We start from the raw sequence: 18,981 nt of genomic DNA, 5'->3' as shown, positions 1-18,981 counted from the left end.
TTCCACATGCCGAAGATGAAGAGCCACACGGGTATGGGCAAGCGGGTCAAGGTGACCGGCAAGGGCAAGATCGTTGCCCAGCAGGCCGGCCTCCGCCACAACCTGGAGAAGAAGGCCTCCACCCAGACCCGCCGGCTGACCGGCACCGTCGAGCTGGCCAAGGCCGACACCAAGCGAATCAAGAAGCTGCTCGGCCGCTGACGCGCGCCACCTGAACCGAAGAAGGAGTTGAGATGGCACGCGTCAAGCGGGCTGTGAACGCCCAGAAGAAGCGTCGTACCCTGCTGGAGACCGCGAGCGGCTACCGCGGTCAGCGCTCCCGGCTCTACCGCAAGGCCAAGGAGCAGGTGCTGCACTCGATGCAGTACTCCTACCGGGACCGTCGCGACCGCAAGGGCGACTTCCGGCAGCTCTGGATCCAGCGGATCAACGCCGGCGCCCGGGCCAACGGCCTGACCTACAACCGGCTGATCCAGGGCCTGCGCCTGGCCGGCATCGAGGTCGACCGCAAGATCCTGGCCGACCTGGCCGTCAACGACGCCGCGGCGTTCGCCGCGATCGTCGAGCTGGCCCGCGCCGCCGTGGCGGCCGAGGGCACCGGTGGCGCCGCGGCCCAGGCCGCCTGATCCACCCGTACCAGCAGATCGAGGCGTCTCCCATGCATTCACCATCGCGCGGGAGGCGCCTCGACGCTGTCTCCGGCCCGTTCACCCCGCGTACCCCCAGGATCGTCGCCGCCCGCCGGCTCCAGCGCCGCCGGGACCGCGAGACCACCGGCCGGTTCCTGGCCGAGGGGCCGCAGGCCGTCCGCGAGGCCCTGGGCCGGGCCGGCACGGTCGTCGAGCTGTTCGGCACCCCGGCCGCCCTGGACCGGTACGGCGACCTGGCGGCGCAGGCCGCCCGGGCCGACATCCCCGTCTCCGAGGTGACCGACGAGGCCGTGGCCGCGCTCGCCGAGACCGTCGCCCCGCAGGGCCTGGTCGCCGTCTGCCGGCACCTCGACGTGCCGCTGGCGGACGCCCTCGCCCGCGGGCCGCGGCTGGTCGCGGTGCTCGCCGAGATCCGCGACCCGGGCAACGCCGGCACCGTGCTGCGCACCGCCGACGCGGCCGGCGCGGGCGCGGTGGTCTTCGCCGGCGACGCGGTCGACCCGTACAACGGCAAGTGCGTGCGGGCCTCCGCCGGCAGCCTCTTCCACGTCGACGTGGTCCGCGCGCCCGACCCCCTCGCGGCGGTCGGGGAACTGCGGGCCGCCGGGCTGTCCGTCTTTGCCACCACCGGGTACGGCGACAGCGACCTCGACGAGCTGGCCGACGCCGGCCGGCTCGCCACCCCCACCGGCTGGCTCTTCGGCTCGGAGGCGCACGGGCTGCCCGCGGAGCTGACCGCCGCGGCCGACGCCCGGGTCCGGGTGCCGCTGCACGGGCGCGCCGAGAGCCTGAACCTGGCTGCGGCCGCGGCCGTCTGCCTGTACGCTTCAGCGAGAGCACTGCGTCGACCGCCAGCCGGTCGCGCGGCACACACAGCAGGGGAGTCGTCCACGTGATGAACGCGCCACGGCGTTCGTTTAGCCAGCCCGCCGGTGTCGGCGGGCGGCGGGCCTGACCCTTCCTCCTGCGGAACTCCCACCGGCGGGCTGCGGCGAAGCCGCGCGTCCGTAGACTCGCCTAGCCGCCCGCGAGGGCCGGCGCCGCCGTGAGGGAGTGCCCGTACGCCATGAGCTACCGCAACGATCCGTACGACCCGAAGCAGGTCGCCCTGCTCGACCCGGACGCCCTGGCCGCGGCCGTGGCCGACGCCGAGAAGGCGTTCGCCGCCGCCGCCGACCCGGACGTGCTGGCCGCCCTGCGCCCCGCGCACCTCGGGGACCGCTCCCCGGTCGCCCTGGCCCGCCGGGAGATCGGCGCCCTGCCGCCGGCCGCCAAGGCCGACGCCGGCAAGCGGGTCAACGAGGCCCGCCGCGCCATCGAGACCGCGTACGCGGCCCGGCAGGAGACCCTGGAGCGGGAGCGGGCCGAGCGGGTCCTGGTCGAGGAGCGGGTCGACGTGACCCTGCCCTACGACCGCCGGCCGCGCGGCGCCCGCCACCCGCTGAGCACCCTGATGGAGCAGATCAGCGACCTGTTCATCGGCATGGGCTACGAGATCGCCGAGGGGCCCGAGGTCGAGCTGGAGTGGACCAACTTCGACGCCCTGAACATCCCCGCCGACCACCCGGCGCGCGGCCTGATGGACACCTTCCACATCGCCCCGCCGGCCGGCGCGGAGAGCTCCGGCCTGGTGCTGCGCACGCACACCTCGCCGGTGCAGGCGCGCACCATGCTCACCCGCCAGCCGCCGATCTACGTGGTCGTGCCCGGCCGGGTCTACCGCACCGACGAGCTGGACGCCACCCACGCCCCGGTCTTCCACCAGGTGGAGGGCCTGGTGGTGGACAAGGGCATCACCATGGCGCACCTGCGCGGCACGCTGGACCACTTCGCCCGGGCCATGTTCGGCGAGCACGCGAAGACCCGGTTCCGGCCGCACTACTTCCCGTTCACCGAGCCGTCGGCCGAGTTCGACATCTGGTTCGAGGAGCACCGGGACGGTCCGCAGTGGGTCGAGTGGGGCGGCTGCGGCATGGTCAACCCGCGGGTGCTGCGCGCCTGCGGCATCGACCCGGAGGTCTACTCCGGATTCGCGTTCGGCATGGGCATCGACCGGACCGTGATGTTCCGGCACGGGGTCAGCGACATGCGGGACATGGCCGAGGGCGACGTGCGGTTCACCCGCGCGTTCGGGGCGTAGACGGCGCGGCACGAGTTACGGAGACGGTGGTTCACAGTCATGCGAGTTTCTGTCAGTTGGCTGCGGGAGTACGTCGACCTCCCCGCCGATCTGCCCGCCGGCGACCTGGAGCAGGCGCTGGTCGACCTCGGCATCGAGGTCGAGTCCATCGAGGACCTGCGCGAGAGCGTCACCGGTCCGCTGGTGGTCGGTGAGGTCCTGGAGATCGAGGAGCTGACCGGCTTCAAGAAGCCGATCCGCTTCTGCCGGGTCGACGTCGGCGCCGCCAACGGCACCGGCGAGCCGCAGGAGATCGTCTGCGGGGCGCGCAACTTCGCCCAGGGCGACAAGGTGGTGGTGATCCTTCCCGGCGGCGTGCTGCCCGGCAACTTCGCCATCGGCGCGCGCAAGACGTACGGGCGCACCTCCGCCGGCATGATCACCTCGGCGAAGGAGCTGGGCCTGGGCGACGACCACTCGGGCATCATCGTGCTGCCCGAGGACACCCCGGCCAAGCCCGGCGACGACGCCCGCCCGGTGGTCGGCCTCGACGACGTCGTGGTCGAGCTGGAGATCACTCCCGACCGTGGCTACGCGCTGAGCGTGCGGGGCCTCGCCCGGGAGCTGTCGCACGCCCTCGGCGTGCCGTTCCGCGACCCGGCCGCGATCCCGGCGCCGGGCGGCACCGCCGAGCCGGCGTACCCGGTCGAGGTGCGGGACCCGGTCGGCTGCGACCGGTTCGCCGCCCGGATGGTCCGCGGCATCGACCCGACCGTGGAGACGCCCGGCTGGATGCGGCAGCGGCTCACCGTGGCCGGCATCCGCAGCATCTCGCTGGCGGTCGACATCACCAACTACCTGATGCTCGAACTCGGCCAGCCGATGCACGCGTTCGACGCCGACCGGGTCAGCGGGCCGCTGGTGGTCCGCCGGGCCGAGCCGGGGGAGAAGCTGACCACCCTGGACGGCGTCACCCGCACCCTGTCCCCCGAAGACCTGGTGATCTGCGACGACACCGGTCCGATCTCGCTGGCCGCGGTGATGGGGGGCGAGACCAGTGAGGTGATCGCCACCACCACCGACGTGCTCTTCGAGGCGGCGCACTGGGACCCGGCGACCGTCGGCCGCACCGCCCGGCGGCACAAGCTGTTCAGCGAGGCGGCCAAGCGGTGGGAGCGGGGCGTCGACCCGGCCCTGCCGCTGGTCGCGCTGGAGAAGGCGGTGCGGCTGCTGAGCGAGCACGCCGGGGGCACGGTCGGCGGCGAGGTCCTCGACATCGACCACGTCCGGCCGCGTACCCCGATCAGCCTGCCGGCGGACCTGCCGTCCCGCCGGGTCGGGGTGGCGTATGCCCCGGAGCGGGTGGTCGAGCTGCTGGAGCAGGTCGGCTGCACGGTCGCGGGCGGCGCCGACCGGCTCGGCGAGGACCCGGGCGAGGTCGGGGTGGCCGCCGCCGGTGCGGCCCCGGTGCTCAGCGTGACCCCGCCGACCTGGCGGCCGGATCTCACCGACCCGGCCGACCTGGTCGAGGAGGTGGTCCGCCTGGACGGGTACGACCGGTTGCCGTCGGTGCTGCCCACCGCGCCGCCCGGCCGTGGCCTCACCTGGCAGCAGCTGCGCCGCCGCGCGGTGGCCCGGTCGCTCGCCGAGCGCGGATACGTCGAGGTCCTGGCGCACCCGTTCGTCTCCCCCGAGCTCGCCGACCAGCTCCGCCTGCCGGCCGACGACCCGCGCCGGCCGGCGGTGCGGGTGGCCAATCCGCTCTCCGAGGAGGAGCCGCTGCTGCGGACCACCCTGCTCGGCCCGCTGCTCGGCATCCTCAAGCGCAACGTCGGCCGGGGGCTGCGCGACCTGGCGATCTACGAGATCGGCGCGGTGTTCCACCCGCGTCCCGGGGTCGGCGCCCCGCCGGCCATGGGCGTGGACCGGCGACCCACCGACGAGGAGTTCGCCGCCGCCGACGCGGTGGTGCCCGACCAGCCGCGGCACGTCGCCGTGGCGCTCGCCGGCGAGGTCGAGCCGGCCGGCTGGTGGGGCGGGGGCCGCCCGGCCGGCTGGGCGGACGCCGTCGAGGCCGGCCGGGCCGTGCTCACGGCCGCCGGCATCCCGGCCGACCGGGTCACCGTCCGGGCCGCCGAGCGGGCGCCCTGGCACCCGGGCCGCTGCGCCGAGCTGCGGGTGGACGACACGACGGTCGGGTACGCCGGTGAGCTGCACCCCGCTGTGGTGGCGACGCTGGAGCTGCCGCGCCGCACCAGCGCCATGGAGCTGAACCTGGACGCGCTGCCCGCTCCCGCGCTGGTGGCCGGTCCGGGCATCTCCACCTTCCCGCCCGCGCTCATCGACGTGGCCCTCGTCGTGGCCGACTCGGTCCCGGCCGCCGAGGTGGAGCGGGCCCTGGCCGAGGGGGCCGGCGAGCTGCTGGAAGGCGTCCGGCTCTTCGACGTGTACGCCTCGGAGCAGCTCGGCGCGGGCCGCAAGTCGCTGGCGTACAAGCTGACGTTCCGGGCCCCGGACCGGACGCTCACCGTCGAGGAGGCGGTGGCGGCCCGGGACGCGGCCGTCGCCCGGGCGGCGGAGCGCTTCGGCGCGACCCTGCGCGGCGCCTGAGCCGGACGGAAGGGCCCCTTCTTCTCGCCGAGGAAGGGGCCCTTCCCCGACACCGGGCGCCGGGCAGGTTGCGGTGCGACGACGCGGTCAGCCGAGGCGTCCGCGACCAAAGGCGTCGGCCCGGCCCCACCGCCCGGGGACGTGCAGCAGTTCGATCCGGCCCATCCTGCTCGGCACCGCGGGTCTGCTCACCAGGTGCTCGCCGCGTGGCTCCATGCCGAGCATGGTCCGCAGCAGCAGCAGGGGCGCCCCGGTCGACCAGGCCTGCGGGCTGCACGCGGTCGGATACTGCACGGGATACCGGGTCAGCTCCCGGTCGTATCCCCCGAAGGCCTCCGGCAGCCGGCCGTCGAAGTACTCGGCCGCGTCAATGATCCCCCCGGCGATGCGGGCGGCCTCCTCCGCGAAGCCGTAGCGGCGCAGTCCCCAGGCGATGAACGAGTTGTCGAAGGGCCAGACGGTGCCGACGTGGTACCCGATCGGGTTGTACCGGCCCTGCCCGGTGGCGAGGGTCCGCACGCCCCAGCCGGAGAAGAGTCGCGGGCCGAGCAGGTGCTCGGCGATCTTCTTCGCCCGCGGCTCCGGCACGATGCCGCTCCAGAGCAGGTGACCGATGTTCGAGGCGAGGGCGTCGACCTGCCGGCCGTCGCGGTCGAGGGCGAGCGCGTAGTACTCGCCGTCCGCCACCCAGAAGTCCCGGTTGAACCGCTCCTTGAGCTCGGCGGCCTCCCGTTCCAGCCGGTCGGCGTACGCGGAATCACCCCAGAACTCACGCGCCAGGCGCGCCCCGCGCAGCTTGGCGTCGTACGCGTAGCCCTGCAGCTCACAGGTCGCCCGGGGCGGGGCGGGCAGCCGACCGTCCCGGTAGGAGATGGCATCGGGGGAGTCCTTCCAGCACTGGTTCTCCAGGCCGACGCGCTCATTGCGACACCGGTACCAGATGTAGCCGTTGCCCATGATGTCGGCGTACTCGTCGATCCAGTGCAGGGCGCGGCGCGCGGCGCGCTCGTAGGACCGCACCGCCCCGACGTCACCGGTCCAGCGCTCGTACTCGTCGAGCAGGATCACGAACAGGGGCGTGGCGTCCGCCGTGCCGTAGTAGGGCGAGTGCGGCTGCTCCAGGAACCCGGTCGTCTCCCCGTAGCGCAGCTCATGCATGATCTTGCCGGGTTCCTCCTCCCGGAAGTCGTCGAGGACGAAGCCCTGCGTGAGCGCCAGCAGTTGCAGCGTCGTCGCGGCGAGCACTGGCGCGAAGGGCAGCGCCTGCAGGCTGGTGAAGATGCTGTCCCGGCCGAAGATGGCCATGAACCACGGCAGGCCGGCCGCCGGCAGGGTCCGTCCGTGGCCGGTCAGCGGCGCGAACCGCAGCGCGGCGAGGTCGACCAGGCTACGCCGGTACGTCCTGGTCAGTGTCGCGGAGTCGCAGGTGAGCCGCGGCGCGTCGGCGAGCCACCGGTCGAGATCGTTCTGCATCTCGTGCCGGACCCGGCCGGGCCGGCCCTGCAGGCTCTCCCGCAGATCACGCCCGTCCACGCCCAGGGTCCGCACGTGCAGTTCGGTCAGCCACTGGCCATGCGGCTCGATTCGCACGTCGTAGGTCAGTCCGTCCTCGTCGACCCGGGCCGGGACGGTGGTGGAGACGACGGTCTCCCGGCGGAACGCCTCCCGCTGGTAGCCGAGACGGAGTTGCCCGTCCTCGACCCGGGCGTACGGGGTGCCCTTCTTGCGCTGCACGTCCTTGATCTCGAACAGGTCCGCGAAGTCGCTGCCGACCTCGATCCGGACCTGCACGTCCACCGGTTCCGGTTCGTGGTTGATGACCGTCAGCCGTTCGTGGAAGCTGCCGGCGATCGTGCGTTCGCGGATGACCGAGACATCGGTGTCGACGAAGGGCGTCGGAGTGCCCGGGACGAGGAAGAACCGGGTTTCGTAGTACTGGATGTCATCGATGGTGAGGGAGTTGAGCCGGTTGCCGTCGATGCGCAGGATCCATTTCGACAGGAAGCGGGTGTCGAACGAGAACAGCCCGGTGGGCATGGTGGGCGACGCGTCGATGTCGCCGCTGGCTTCGCTGAGCACGAACGTGTTGCCGTCGAGTTGCCGGACGAGGTTGTTCGTCATACCGGTCTCCCCTCACCGGCGAACGCGCGCGGGTGGTGCGCGCCGGGCGGCCCCGGCAGGACCCGCAGGAAGACGTAGCCCAGGGCGATGTCGCCCTCGACCCGGAGAGCGTTGCGGGCCCACGCCGCGTACACGGGCTGCTCTCCGCTGGCGAAGCGGTCGAAGAGCGCGCGGGTGGTGCGCCACACGGAGCCGGCCTCGCGTTCCTCCCGCGAGACCTGGAGGTCGCCCTCTCTGATGACCACGAACCACCGGTCGATTCCGTGCTCGTGTTCGAGGTCGAAGCGGATCGTCCCGGTCACCCCCTCGAGCAGGGGTTCGTGCCCGCGACGACCAAGTCCGGCGAAGAACTCGGCCGTGGGATCGGACATTGATCTCCCCTCGAACCGCGCTGACCGACTCACCATCACCTCCGGGGCGGCGCGCCCGCATCACCCCGAGAGGGTGAAATTCGGCCGGCCCGCGCTCGGGGCAGGTGCTCCGCCGGCAGGTTCACCCGCTTCGGGTGATGCCACCAGACCGGGCGGCGGGTGACGCTGCCTCTTGGCCCGCCGATTCGCCGGAGGTGGTGGTGTCCGCTACGACCGAGAATTTCTTCGCGGAACTCGAGCGCCGCGGAGGAGAACGCCTGCTGCGGAAGACTGTCGGTACGATCCGCTTCGACCTCGAACACGAGGGCCGGACGGACCACTGGCTCGTCACCGTCGCCAACGGTGAGATCCGGGTCTCGCGGGAGGAACGGGAGGCCGACACGGTCATCCGTACCGACCTCGCCTTTTTCGAGCGGATGGCGCGCGGTGAGGCGAAGCCGTTGTCCGCGTGGTTGCGGAACGACATCACGAGCGAGGGCAAGTTCCGGTTCATCGTGCTGCTGGAGCGACTTTTCCCGGCGCCCCCGGGCGCCCGCCACCCGCGGACCCTGTCCCGCGTCGACCGGGGGCCGGCATGACGGAACCGGTCCGAATTCTCGACGGCAACATCTTCGTGCTGAGCGACGACAGCGGGGACATCGAAGCCGACCCGGGGACGCCGCGCGGGTACTTCTCCTTCGACACCCGCTTCCTCTCGCTGTGGCGGTTGACGGTCAACGGGGAACGGTTGAACCCGCTGGCCATCGACGACCCGCAGTACTTCAGCGTTCGCTTCTTCCTGGTGCCGGGTGAGCCGACCCAGTACGTGGACGCCGAGGTGTCGGTGATCCGGGAACGGACGTTGGCGGGCAGTTTCGAGGAGCGGCTGACCATCCTCAACCACCGCGAGGAGGCCACGGACTTCACCGTCCGGGTGGACGCGGGCAGCGACTTCTCCCCGCGGGGCACCGTTCGGGAGCAACGAGCGTCGACCGGCCGGATCTACCAGCGGGTCGAACACCAGTGCCTGCGCCTCGGCTACCAGCGGGAGAAGCTCCGGCGCGAGACGGTCATCTCCACCACCGAGCCGGCCCAGGTCGACGAAGGAGGATTCACCTATCAGGTCCGGGTCGGGCCGCACGGATCGTGGACCACGATGCTGCACGTCCACGGGCTGGTGCTGCGCCCGGACGGGGAGGACGTCCGGGAGCACCTGCATCGCCGCCGCCAGCGGACCGGGCCAGAGATGGAACGCGACCTCGACCGGTGGCTCGCGGAGGCGCCGAAGCTGACCTGCGACTGGGACGTGGTGACCACGACGTACCAGCGCAGCCTGGTCGATCTCGCCGCGTTGCGGTTCTCGCCCCTGACGCTCCCCGACCAGGTGATGCCCTCCGGGGGCCTGCCGTGGGCCGCCGGCCTCCTCGGCCGGGACAGCATCTTCACCAGCCTGCAGTCGCTGCCCTTCACCCCGAGCCTGGCCGTCGCGACGTTGCGCATGCTCGGCATCGACCAGGGTGCGGTGTTGGATGACTTCCGCGACGAGGAGCCCGGGAAGATCCTGCGCGAGTTCCGCTACGGCGAGCGGACCGCGTTCGAGGAGCGGCCGCAGTCCCCGTACTACGGCGCGGCCGACCTCACCCCGCTCTACGTGATCCTGCTGGACGAGTACGAGCGCTGGACCGGGGACGTCGACCTGGTGCGGGAGTTCGAGGCGGAGACCCGGGCGGCGCTGCACTGGATCGACGAGTACGGCGACATCATGGGCAACGGCTACGTCTGGTACCAGCGCCGCAATGAGCAGAGCGGACTGGAGAACCAGTGCTGGAAGGAGGGGCTGAACTCGATCTCCTATCGCGACGGCCGGCTGCCCGGGCTGCCCCGAGCCACCTGCGAACTCCAGGGCTACGCGTACGACGCGAAGATCCGCGGCGCGCGGCTGGCCCGCGAGTTCTGGCACGACCCGGCGTACGCCGATCGGCTGGAACGGGAGGCCGCCGAGCTCAAGGAGCGGTTCAACCGGGACTTCTGGGTCTCCGACGGCGAGTACTACGCGCTCGCCCTCGACGCGGACGGCAACCAGGTGGACGCGCTCTCCTCCAACATCGGCCACCTGCTCTGGAGCGGCATCGTGCCGGAGTCCCGCGCGCAGCGGATCGTCGAGCACCTGCTCGGCCCGCGACTCTTCTCCGGCTGGGGGGTGCGCACGTTGGCGATGGGGGAGGGGCGGTACAACCCGCTCGGGTACCACGTCGGCACCGTCTGGCCCTTCGACAACTCCTTCATCGCCTGGGGACTTCATCGGTACGGCTTCCGCGCCGAGGCCGGGCGGATCGCCGAGGGCATCATCGAGGTGGCCCGGTACTTCAAGGGCCGACTGCCGGAGGCCTTCGGCGGTTACGGCCGCGAGTTGACCCGCCACCCCGTTCCCTATCCCACGGCGAACAGCCCATCGGCCGGGTCCACCGGGGCGTCCCTGCTGTTGCTCCGGGTCGTGCTCGGCTTGGAGCCGTACGGGGACGACCTGGTCGTGGCGCCGGCGGTGCCCGAGCGGTTCGGCCGGGTCGAACTGTTCGACGTGCCCGGCCGGTGGGGTCGGATCGACGCCGTCGCTCCCGCGGCGCGGGAGGTACATCACGGTCGTTGACAGACCTCACAACTATGCATCCGACTGCATGACCTTGCAGTCGACGATCAACCCTGCTAACCTTCATTGCATAGTCATGCGGAGGTGAGTATGGGTATCCGGGTTGCGGTCGCCGGGGCGAGTGGGTACGCCGGCGGCGAGCTGCTGCGGCTGCTCGCCGGGCACCCCGAGTTCGACCTCGCCGCCGCCACCGCCCACTCCCACGCCGGCCAGCCCGTCACCGCCGTACACCGGAACCTCGCCGGCCTGGACCTGATGTTCGCGGCGACCGACCCGGCCGCCCTGGCCGACGCGGACCTGGTCTTCCTGGCCCTGCCGCACGGCCAGTCGGCGGCCCTCGCCGCGGCCCTCCCCGGCACCGTCAAGGTGGTCGACCTCGGCGCCGACCACCGGCTGCGCGACGCGGACGCCTGGGCCCGCTACTACGGCGGCGGGCACGCCGGCGCCTGGACCTACGGCCTGCCCGAGCTGCCCGGCCAGCGGGCCGCGATCGCCGCGGCCACCCGGGTCGCCAACACCGGCTGCTACGCGGTCGCCACCACCCTGGCGCTCGCCCCGCTGATCGCGGCCGGCGCGGTCCGCTCCACCGACGTGGTGGTGGTCGCCGCCTCCGGCACCTCCGGCGCCGGCCGGGCCGCCAAGGCCCACCTGCTGGGCAGCGAGGTGATGGGCGACCTGTCGCCCTACAAGGTCGGCGCGCACCAGCACGTGCCGGAGATCAAGCAGGCCACCGGGGCGACCACCCTCTCCTTCACCCCGGTGCTCGCGCCCATGCCGCGGGGCATCCTGGCCACCGTCACCGCCGTGCCGACCGGCGACGCCGACCCGCGCGAGGTGCTCGCCGCCGCCTACGCGGACGCGCCCTTCGTGCACGTGCTGCCGGAGGGGGCGTGGCCGCACACCGCGGCCACCGCCGGCGCCAACTCCTGCCACCTCCAGGCCGCCGTCGACGTCGACTCCGGCCGGGTGATCGTGGTCAGCGCCATCGACAACCTGGGCAAGGGCGCGGCCGGCCAGGCCGTGCAGAACGCGAACCTGATGTTCGACCTCCCCGAGACCACCGGCCTCTCCGTTTGGGGGATCGCACCGTGACCGTCACCACCCCTCGGGGCTTCCGCGCGGCCGGCGTGGCTGCCGGCCTGAAGGCCAGCGGCGCCGGCGACGTCGCCCTGGTCGTCAACGACGGCCCCGACGCCGGGATCGCCGGCGTCTTCACCGCCAACCGGATCAAGGCCGCCCCCGTCCTCTGGTCCCAGCAGGTCGTCCGGGGCGGCGTGGTCCGCGCCGTGGTGCTCAACTCCGGCGGGGCGAACGCCTGCACCGGCCCGGCCGGCTTCCAGGACACCCACGCCACCGCCGAGCACACCGCCGCCACGCTCACCGCCGGCAGCGCCCGGCTGATGGTCGGCGCGGGCGAGGTGGCGGTCTGCTCCACCGGCCTGATCGGCGAGCGGCTTCCCATGCCCGCCCTGCTCTCCGGCGTGGGCAACGCCGTGCGCCGGCTCTCCCGGACGGGCGGGCAGGCGGCCGCCGAGGCGATCATGACCACCGACACCCGGCCCAAGACCGCCGTGGCCACGGGGAGCGGCTGGACGGTCGGCGGCATGGCCAAGGGCGCCGGCATGCTGGCCCCGGCGATGGCCACCATGCTCTGCGTGCTCACCACCGACGCGGTGGCCGGGCCGGAGACCCTGGACGCCGCGCTGCGAGCCGCCACCCGGGTCACCTTCGACCGGATCGACTCCGACGGCTGCATGTCCACCAACGACACCGTGCTGCTGCTGGCCAGCGGGGCGTCCGGCATCGAGCCCACCGCGGCGGAGCTGGCCGCCGCGGTCACCGCCGCCTGCCACGACCTGGCCCAGCAGCTCATCGCCGACGCCGAGGGCGCCACCAAGCAGATCGCCATCGAGGTGGTCGGCGCCGCGACCGAGGACGACGCGGTCGAGGTGGGCCGCTCGGTGGCCCGGAACAACCTGGTCAAGACCGCGCTGTTCGGCAACGACCCCAACTGGGGGCGGATCCTCGCCGCCGTCGGGACCACCGCCGCCGCGTTCGAGCCGGACGGGGTGGACGTCGCGGTCAACGGGGTCTGGGTGTGCCGGGGCGGCGCCGCCGCCGAGGACCGGGCCAAGGTCGACCTCACCGGCCGGGACGTGACCATCCGGATCGACCTGCACGCCGGCGAGGCGGCGGCCACCGTCTGGACCAACGACCTGTCGCACGCGTACGTGCACGAGAACTCGGCGTACTCGACATGAGCCTCACCGCCGATCTCACCCGGGCCCAGGCCAAGGCCGCGACGCTGATCGAGGCCCTGCCCTGGCTGGCCCGCTTCTCCGGGGCCACCGTCGTGGTCAAGTACGGCGGCAACGCCATGGTCGACCCCGAGCTGCAGCGCGCCTTCGCCGCCGACATGGTCTTCCTCCGGTACGCCGGCCTCAAGCCGGTCGTCGTGCACGGCGGCGGGCCGCAGATCTCCGCCATGCTCGGCCGGCTCGGCATCGCCAGCGAGTTCAAGGGCGGCCTGCGGGTCACCACCCCCGAGGCGATGGACGTGGTCCGGATGGTCCTCGTCGGGCAGGTCGGCCGGGAGCTGGTCGGGCTGATCAACGCCTACGGCCCGTTCGCCGTCGGCCTCTCCGGCGAGGACGCCGGCCTGTTCACCGCCGTGCGCCGGCCGGCGTACGTGGACGGCGAGCCGGTCGACGTCGGGCAGGTCGGCGACGTGGAGTCGGTGGACGTCTCGGCGGTGGCCGACCTGATCGCGGCCGGCCGGATCCCGGTGATCTCCACCGTGGCGCCGGACGCCGACGGGGTGCTGCACAACCTCAACGCCGACACCGCCGCCGCCGCGCTCGCCGTGGCCCTGGCGGCACGCAAGCTGGTCGTCCTCACCGACGTGCCCGGCCTCTACGCCGACTGGCCCGACACCGCCAGCCTGGTCAGCGAGATCACCACCGACGACCTGGCGAAGCTGCTGCCGTCCCTGGAATCCGGGATGGTCCCCAAGATGGAGGCCTGCCTGCGGGCGGTGCGCGGGGGCGTGCCCGCCGCGCACGTCGTCGACGGCCGGGTCGCCCACTCCACGCTCCTCGAAGTGTTCACCTCGGAAGGATTCGGCACGATGGTGGTGGCGGAATGAGCACCCTGGTCGAACGCTGGGGCCAGTCCATGATGGACAACTACGGCACCCCGCCGCTCGCGCTCGTCTCCGGCTCCGGCGCCGTCGTGGTCGACGAGGCCGGCCGGGAGTACGTCGACCTGCTCGGCGGCATCGCCGTCAACGCCCTCGGCCACGCCCACCCGGCCGTGGTGGCCGCCGTCGCCAAGCAGGTCGCCACCCTGGGGCACGTCTCCAACCTGTTCGTGGCCGAGCCGCCGGTGGCCCTCGCCGAGCTGCTGCTGGCCCTGGCCGGCCGCCCCGGCCGGGTGTTCTTCGCCAACTCCGGCGCCGAGGCGAACGAGGCGGCGTTCAAGCTCTCCCGGCTCACCGGGCGCACCCACGTCGTCGCCACGAAGGGCGGCTTCCACGGCCGCACCATGGGCGCCCTGGCGCTCACCGGCCAGCCGGCCAAGGCCGACCCGTTCCGCCCCCTCCCCGGCGACGTCACCCACGTCGAGTACGGCGACACCGCCGCCCTCGCGGCGGCCGTCACCGACGCCACCGCCATGGTGATCCTGGAGCCGATCCAGGGCGAGAACGGCGTGGTCGTCCCGCCGCCCGGCTACCTCGCCGAGGCCCGGCGGATCACCGCCGCGCACGGCGCGCTGCTGGTGCTCGACGAGGTGCAGACCGGCGTCGGCCGCACCGGCCACTGGTTCGCCCACCAGGCCGAGGGCGTCGAGCCGGACCTCGTCACCCTGGCCAAGGGGCTCGGCGGCGGCCTGCCCATCGGGGCCTGCCTGGCCTTCGGCCGGGCCGCCGACCTGCTCGGTCCGGGATCGCACGGCACCACGTTCGGGGGAAATCCGGTCAGCTGCGCCGCCGCGCTCGCCGTGGTCGCCACCATCGCCAACGAGGGGCTGCTCGACCACGTCAAGCGGATCGGGGAGCGGCTGCGGCGGGGGATCGAGGCGCTCGGCCACCCGCTCGTCGCCGAGGTACGCGGCGCCGGCCTGCTGCTCGGCATCGTGCTCGACGCGCCGGTCGCCGGCGCGGTGGCCGGAGCGCTGCGGGAGGCGGGCTTCCTGGTCAACCCGGTGCAGCCGGGCGTGGTCCGGCTCGCCCCGCCGCTGATCCTCGGCGCCGAGCAGGTCGACGCGTTCCTCGCCGCCCTGCCCGCCGCCTTCGACGCCGCCAGCACCCCGACGGAGGTCACCGCATGATCCGGCACTTCCTGCGCGACGACGACCTGTCGCCCGCCGAGCAGTCCGCCGTGCTCGACCTCGCCGCCCGGATGAAGGCCGACCGGTTCGCCCAGAAACCCCTGGCCGGGCCGAGGTCGGTGGCGGTGCTCTTCGACAAGCAGAGCCTGCGCACCCGCATCTCCTTCGACGCCGGCATCGCCGAGCTGGGCGGCCACCCGCTCGTGGTGGACACCCAGGTCACCCACTTCGGGCGGGGCGAGACGCTGGCCGACGCCGGCCGGGTGCTGTCCCGCTACGTGGCGGCGATCGTGCTGCGCACCCACGGCGACGACCGGATCGCCGAGGTCGCCTCGCACGCCACCGTGCCGGTGGTCAACGCGCTCACCGACACCTACCACCCGTGCCAGCTCCTGGCCGACCTGCTCACCGTCCGGGAGCGCTGCGGCGCCACCGCCGGGCGCACCCTGGCGTACCTCGGGGACGCGGCGAACAACATGGCGCACTCCTACCTGCTGGCCGGGGCGACCGCCGGGATGCACGTCCGGATCGCCGGGCCGGTCGGCTTCCAGCCGGACCCCGACATCGTCGCCCGGGCCGAGAAGATCGCCGCCGGCACCGGTGGCTCGGTGCGGGCGCTCACCGACCCGGTCGAGGCGGTGCGCGCCGCCGACGTGGTCGCCACCGACACCTGGACCTCGATGGGTCAGGAGTCCGACGGCCTCGACCGGATCACCCCGTTCCTGCCGTACCAGGTCAACGACGCGCTGCTCGGCCACGCCGCGGCGGACGTGATCGTGCTGCACTGCCTGCCCGCCCACCGGGGCGAGGAGATCACCGACGAGGTGCTCGACGGGCCGCACAGCGCCGTCTTCGACCAGGCGGAGAATCGGCTGCACGCCCAGAAGGCGCTGCTGACGTATCTCCTGGAGGCATCCGCATGACCGCCCCGCTGACCCGTGCCGCCCGGCACGCCCGCATCGTCGAGCTGATCCGCGACAAGGCCATCCACTCGCAGACCGAGCTGGCCGACCTGCTCGCCGGTGACGGCATCCAGGTCACCCAGGCCACCCTCTCCCGGGATCTCAAGGAGCTCGGGGCGGTCACCGCGCGCGGCGGCGACGGGCGGGGCGTCTACCTGATCCCCGAGGACGGCCAGCGGCCGCTGCGCGAGGCCGAGGCCGCCCCGGCCCGGCTCGTCCGGCTGCTGCGCGAGCTGCTCAACGGGGTCGACGCCAGCGGCAACATCGCCGTGCTGCGCACCCCGCCGGGCGCAGCCCACTATCTGGCCAGCGCGTTGGACCGAGCGGGCCTGCCCGAGGTCGTCGGCACCATCGCCGGCGACGACACCATCCTCGTCGTGGCCCGCGAGGCCGTCGGCGGCGCCGCGTTGGGCGACAAGCTCGCCGCGTGGGCCCGCCGGGAAGAGAACATCGGAGGGAGCACCGCACCATGAGCGAGCGGGTCGTCCTGGCGTACTCCGGGGGTCTCGACACCTCCGTCGCCATTCCATACCTGGCCGAGCAGACCGGCGCCGAGGTGATCGCGGTCGCGGTCGACCTCGGCCAGGGCGGCGAGGACCTGACCGTCATCCGGCAGCGCGCGCTGGACTGCGGCGCCGTCGAGTCCGAGGTGATCGACGCGCGCGACGAGTTCGCCGCCGACTACTGCCTGCCGGCAATCCGGGCCAACGCCCTCTACATGGACCGCTACCCGCTGGTCTCCGCGCTGTCCCGGCCACTGATCGTCAAGCACCTGGTGGCCGCGGCGAAGAAGTACGGCGGCACCATCGTGTCGCACGGCTGCACCGGCAAGGGCAACGACCAGGTCCGGTTCGAGGTCGGCCTGGGCGCGCTCGCCCCCGATCTGAAGATCATCGCGCCGGCCCGGGACTTCGCCTGGACCCGGGACAAGGCCATCGCCTTCGCAGAGGAGAAGGGCCTGCCGATCGACGTGTCGGCCAAGTCGCCGTACTCGATCGACCAGAACCTGTGGGGCCGGGCCGTGGAGACCGGCTTCCTGGAGGACATCTGGAACGGCCCGATCGAGGACCTCTACTCGTACACCGCCGACCCGGCCGAGCCCCGGGACGCCGACGAGGTGGTCATCACCTTCGACGACGGCGTGCCGGTGGCCGTCGACGGCGAGACCGTCACCCCGTACCAGGCGATCCTGGAGCTCAACCGGCGGGCCGGCGCGCAGGGCGTGGGCCGGCTCGACATGGTCGAGGACCGCCTCGTCGGCATCAAGAGCCGCGAGGTCTACGAGGCGCCCGGCGCGATCGCGCTGATCACCGCCCACCAGGAGCTGGAGGCGGTCACCGTCGAGCGGGACCTGGCCCGGTTCAAGCGTGGCGTCGACCAGCGCTGGGGCGAGCTGGTCTACGACGGCCTCTGGTTCTCGCCGCTGAAGAAGTCCCTGGACGCGTTCATCGACGACGCCCAGCGGCACGTCTCCGGCGAGGTGCGGCTCAGCCTGCACGGCGGCCGGGCCGTGGTCACCGGCCGGCGCTCCGAGGCCAGCCTCTACGACTTCGGCATGGCCACCTACGACACCGGTGACACCTTCGACCAGTCCCTGGCCAAGGGCTTCGTGCAGCTGTGGGGCCTGCCCAGCAGGATGGCGGCGGCGCGGGACGCTCGGGTCGGCGGCGCCTGATCGTGAGCACCACAATGGGTGGGGTGGACGACAAGAGCCTGACCGAGAACAGCGCCGCCGCCAACCGGACGAGCCTATGGGGAGGCCGGTTCGCCGGCGGACCAGCCGAGGCGCTCGCCCGGCTGTCGGTGAGCGTCCAGTTCGACTGGCGCCTCGCCCCCTACGACATCGCCGGCTCCCGGGCGCACGCCCGGGTGCTGGCCGGCGCCGGCCTGCTCGATCCGGAGGAACTGGGGCAGATCCTGGCCGCGCTGGACGACCTGGAGGCCGCCTGCGCCTCCGGGGCGTTCCGGCCGACCGTCGACGACGAGGACGTGCACACCGCCCTGGAGCGCGGCCTGCTGGAGCGGCTCGGCAGCCTCGGCGGCAAGCTGCGCGCCGGCCGGTCCCGCAACGACCAGGTCGCCACCGACCTGCGGCTCTATTTGCGGGACCACGCCCGTGGCGTGGCCGCCCGGCTGGTCGAGCTGGCCGAGGCGCTGGTGGAGCAGGCCGAGCGGCACGTGGACACCGCCGCCCCCGGCATGACCCACCTCCAGCACGCCCAGCCGGTCACCTTCGGGCACTGGCTGCTCGCCCACGTGCAGCCGCTGCTGCGCGACCTGGAGCGGCTGCGCGACTGGGACCACCGGGCCGCCATCAGCCCGCTCGGCGCCGGTGCGCTCGCCGGCTCCGGGCTGCCGCTGGATCCGGTGGCGGTCTCCAAGGAGCTCGGCTTCCGCACGTCCTTCGCCAACTCGATGGACGCCGTGGCCGACCGGGACTTCGTCGCCGAGTTCCTCTTCGTCACCGCGATGATCGGGGTGCACCTGTCCCGCCTCGGCGAGGAGGTGGTGCTCTGGACATCGCAGGAGTTCGGCTGGGTCGAGCTGGACGACGCCTTCGCCACCGGCTCGTCGATCATGCCGCAGAAGAAGAACGCGGACATCGCCGAGCTGGCCCGGGGCAAGTCCGGCCGGCTGGTCGGCGGGCTGATGAGCGTGCTCACCATGCTCAAGGGCCTGCCGATGACCTACGACCGGGACATGCAGGAGGACAAGGAGCCGGCCTTCGACGCGGTGGACACCCTGGAGCTGCTGCTGCCCGCCCTGGCCGGGATGATCTCCACGATGACCGTCCGGGTGGACCGGCTGGTCGCCGCCGCGCCGGTCGGCTACTCCCTCGCCACCGAGGTCGCCGACTGGCTGGTCCGCCGGGGCGTGCCGTTCCGCGACGCGCACGAGATCACCGGCAAGCTGGTGGCGCTCTGCGTGGCCCGGGACTGCGCCCTCGACGAGGTCTCCGACGCCGACCTCGCCGCGGTCAGCGAGCACCTGGACCCGTCGGTGCGCGACGTGCTCTCGGTGCGCTCGGCGCTGGCCGCCCGCATCACCCCCGGCTCCACCGGCCCCGGGCCGGTCGCCGACCAGCTCGCCACCGCCGCCGACAAGCTGACCGGCTGGCGGGACTGGGCCGCCGAGCGGGTCGTGCCCCGCTGACCCCGACACCCCGCGCGGCGCACCCGGCGCCGCGCGGGGA

At 73.2% G+C, this 18,981-nt stretch carries 17 protein-coding genes; 15 read left to right on the top strand and 2 right to left on the bottom strand.

Annotated elements, in window-relative coordinates; translation table 11 throughout:
• Positions 1 to 6 precede the first annotated feature (6 nt).
• From rpmI to pheT, 5 genes are all read left to right on the top strand, one after another.
• The gene (gene rpmI / locus Q2K19_RS32670) at positions 7 to 201 is read left to right on the top strand and encodes a 50S ribosomal protein L35 (protein ID WP_091309655.1); all 195 of its coding nucleotides are present in this window, start codon (positions 7 to 9) and stop codon (positions 199 to 201) included.
• Positions 202 to 233: 32 nt separating this feature from the next.
• Positions 234 to 626: a 50S ribosomal protein L20 gene (gene rplT, locus Q2K19_RS32665; protein WP_091263835.1), complete on the top strand. Its 393-nt coding sequence runs from the start codon at positions 234 to 236 to the stop codon at positions 624 to 626.
• 32 nt (positions 627 to 658) lie between these two features.
• Positions 659 to 1,546 (top strand): TrmH family RNA methyltransferase, encoded by an 888-nt coding sequence (locus Q2K19_RS32660; RefSeq protein WP_302766290.1) that lies wholly within the window; start codon positions 659 to 661, stop codon positions 1,544 to 1,546.
• A 170-nt stretch (positions 1,547 to 1,716) separates the two neighbouring features.
• Complete coding sequence (gene pheS, locus Q2K19_RS32655; RefSeq protein WP_302766287.1) at positions 1,717 to 2,790, top strand: phenylalanine--tRNA ligase subunit alpha; 1,074 nt, start codon at positions 1,717 to 1,719, stop codon at positions 2,788 to 2,790.
• 39 nt (positions 2,791 to 2,829) lie between these two features.
• Complete coding sequence (pheT, locus tag Q2K19_RS32650) at positions 2,830 to 5,379, top strand: phenylalanine--tRNA ligase subunit beta (protein WP_302766285.1); 2,550 nt, start codon at positions 2,830 to 2,832, stop codon at positions 5,377 to 5,379.
• Positions 5,380 to 5,466: 87 nt separating this feature from the next.
• Here the strand turns inward: pheT and Q2K19_RS32645 are convergent, their stop codons facing one another.
• The gene (locus Q2K19_RS32645; RefSeq protein WP_302766282.1) at positions 5,467 to 7,500 is read right to left on the bottom strand and encodes an amylo-alpha-1,6-glucosidase; all 2,034 of its coding nucleotides are present in this window, start codon (positions 7,498 to 7,500) and stop codon (positions 5,467 to 5,469) included.
• Positions 7,497 to 7,871 (bottom strand): SCP2 sterol-binding domain-containing protein, encoded by a 375-nt coding sequence (locus tag Q2K19_RS32640; protein WP_302766279.1) that lies wholly within the window; start codon positions 7,869 to 7,871, stop codon positions 7,497 to 7,499. Before Q2K19_RS32640 ends, Q2K19_RS32645 begins: the two co-directional genes overlap by 4 nt.
• 104 nt (positions 7,872 to 7,975) lie before the next feature.
• On the opposite strand from Q2K19_RS32640, the gene Q2K19_RS32635 reads away from it, so the two are divergent.
• The 10 genes from Q2K19_RS32635 to argH all read left to right on the top strand — a co-directional run bounded on the left by Q2K19_RS32635 (position 7,976) and on the right by argH (position 18,941).
• The gene (locus tag Q2K19_RS32635; RefSeq protein WP_302766277.1) at positions 7,976 to 8,449 is read left to right on the top strand and encodes an SCP2 sterol-binding domain-containing protein; all 474 of its coding nucleotides are present in this window, start codon (positions 7,976 to 7,978) and stop codon (positions 8,447 to 8,449) included.
• Positions 8,446 to 10,497 (top strand): amylo-alpha-1,6-glucosidase, encoded by a 2,052-nt coding sequence (locus Q2K19_RS32630; RefSeq protein ID WP_302766274.1) that lies wholly within the window; start codon positions 8,446 to 8,448, stop codon positions 10,495 to 10,497. Before Q2K19_RS32635 ends, Q2K19_RS32630 begins: the two co-directional genes overlap by 4 nt.
• Positions 10,498 to 10,587: 90 nt before the next feature.
• Entirely contained in the window at positions 10,588 to 11,589 is a 1,002-nt protein-coding gene (gene argC, locus Q2K19_RS32625) for an N-acetyl-gamma-glutamyl-phosphate reductase (RefSeq protein WP_302766271.1), read from the top strand.
• Positions 11,586 to 12,758, top strand: coding sequence for a bifunctional glutamate N-acetyltransferase/amino-acid acetyltransferase ArgJ (gene argJ / locus Q2K19_RS32620; protein ID WP_302766268.1), 1,173 nt, complete (start codon positions 11,586 to 11,588; stop codon positions 12,756 to 12,758). The genes argC and argJ overlap by 4 nt, the downstream gene beginning before the upstream one ends.
• The gene (gene argB, locus Q2K19_RS32615) at positions 12,755 to 13,642 is read left to right on the top strand and encodes an acetylglutamate kinase (protein WP_302766266.1); all 888 of its coding nucleotides are present in this window, start codon (positions 12,755 to 12,757) and stop codon (positions 13,640 to 13,642) included. Before argJ ends, argB begins: the two co-directional genes overlap by 4 nt.
• Complete coding sequence (locus tag Q2K19_RS32610; protein ID WP_302766263.1) at positions 13,639 to 14,826, top strand: acetylornithine transaminase; 1,188 nt, start codon at positions 13,639 to 13,641, stop codon at positions 14,824 to 14,826. Before argB ends, Q2K19_RS32610 begins: the two co-directional genes overlap by 4 nt.
• Positions 14,823 to 15,749 (top strand): ornithine carbamoyltransferase, encoded by a 927-nt coding sequence (argF, locus tag Q2K19_RS32605; RefSeq protein ID WP_302766260.1) that lies wholly within the window; start codon positions 14,823 to 14,825, stop codon positions 15,747 to 15,749. Before Q2K19_RS32610 ends, argF begins: the two co-directional genes overlap by 4 nt.
• Positions 15,746 to 16,261: an arginine repressor gene (locus tag Q2K19_RS32600; protein ID WP_302766258.1), complete on the top strand. Its 516-nt coding sequence runs from the start codon at positions 15,746 to 15,748 to the stop codon at positions 16,259 to 16,261. Before argF ends, Q2K19_RS32600 begins: the two co-directional genes overlap by 4 nt.
• On the top strand, positions 16,258 to 17,463 hold the full coding sequence (locus Q2K19_RS32595) for an argininosuccinate synthase (RefSeq protein ID WP_302766255.1): 1,206 nt from the start codon (positions 16,258 to 16,260) through the stop codon (positions 17,461 to 17,463). Before Q2K19_RS32600 ends, Q2K19_RS32595 begins: the two co-directional genes overlap by 4 nt.
• A 14-nt stretch (positions 17,464 to 17,477) precedes the next feature.
• A complete protein-coding gene (argH, locus tag Q2K19_RS32590) occupies positions 17,478 to 18,941 on the top strand; it encodes an argininosuccinate lyase (protein WP_302772880.1) in 1,464 nt (487 codons plus the stop codon).
• Positions 18,942 to 18,981: the final 40 nt, after the last annotated feature.

The organism is Micromonospora sp. NBRC 110009 (assembly GCF_030518795.1).
Classification (GTDB): domain Bacteria; phylum Actinomycetota; class Actinomycetes; order Mycobacteriales; family Micromonosporaceae; genus Micromonospora.
The sequence above is the reverse complement of the archived record's forward strand: the minus strand, read 5'-3'. Positions and strand labels throughout refer to the sequence as shown.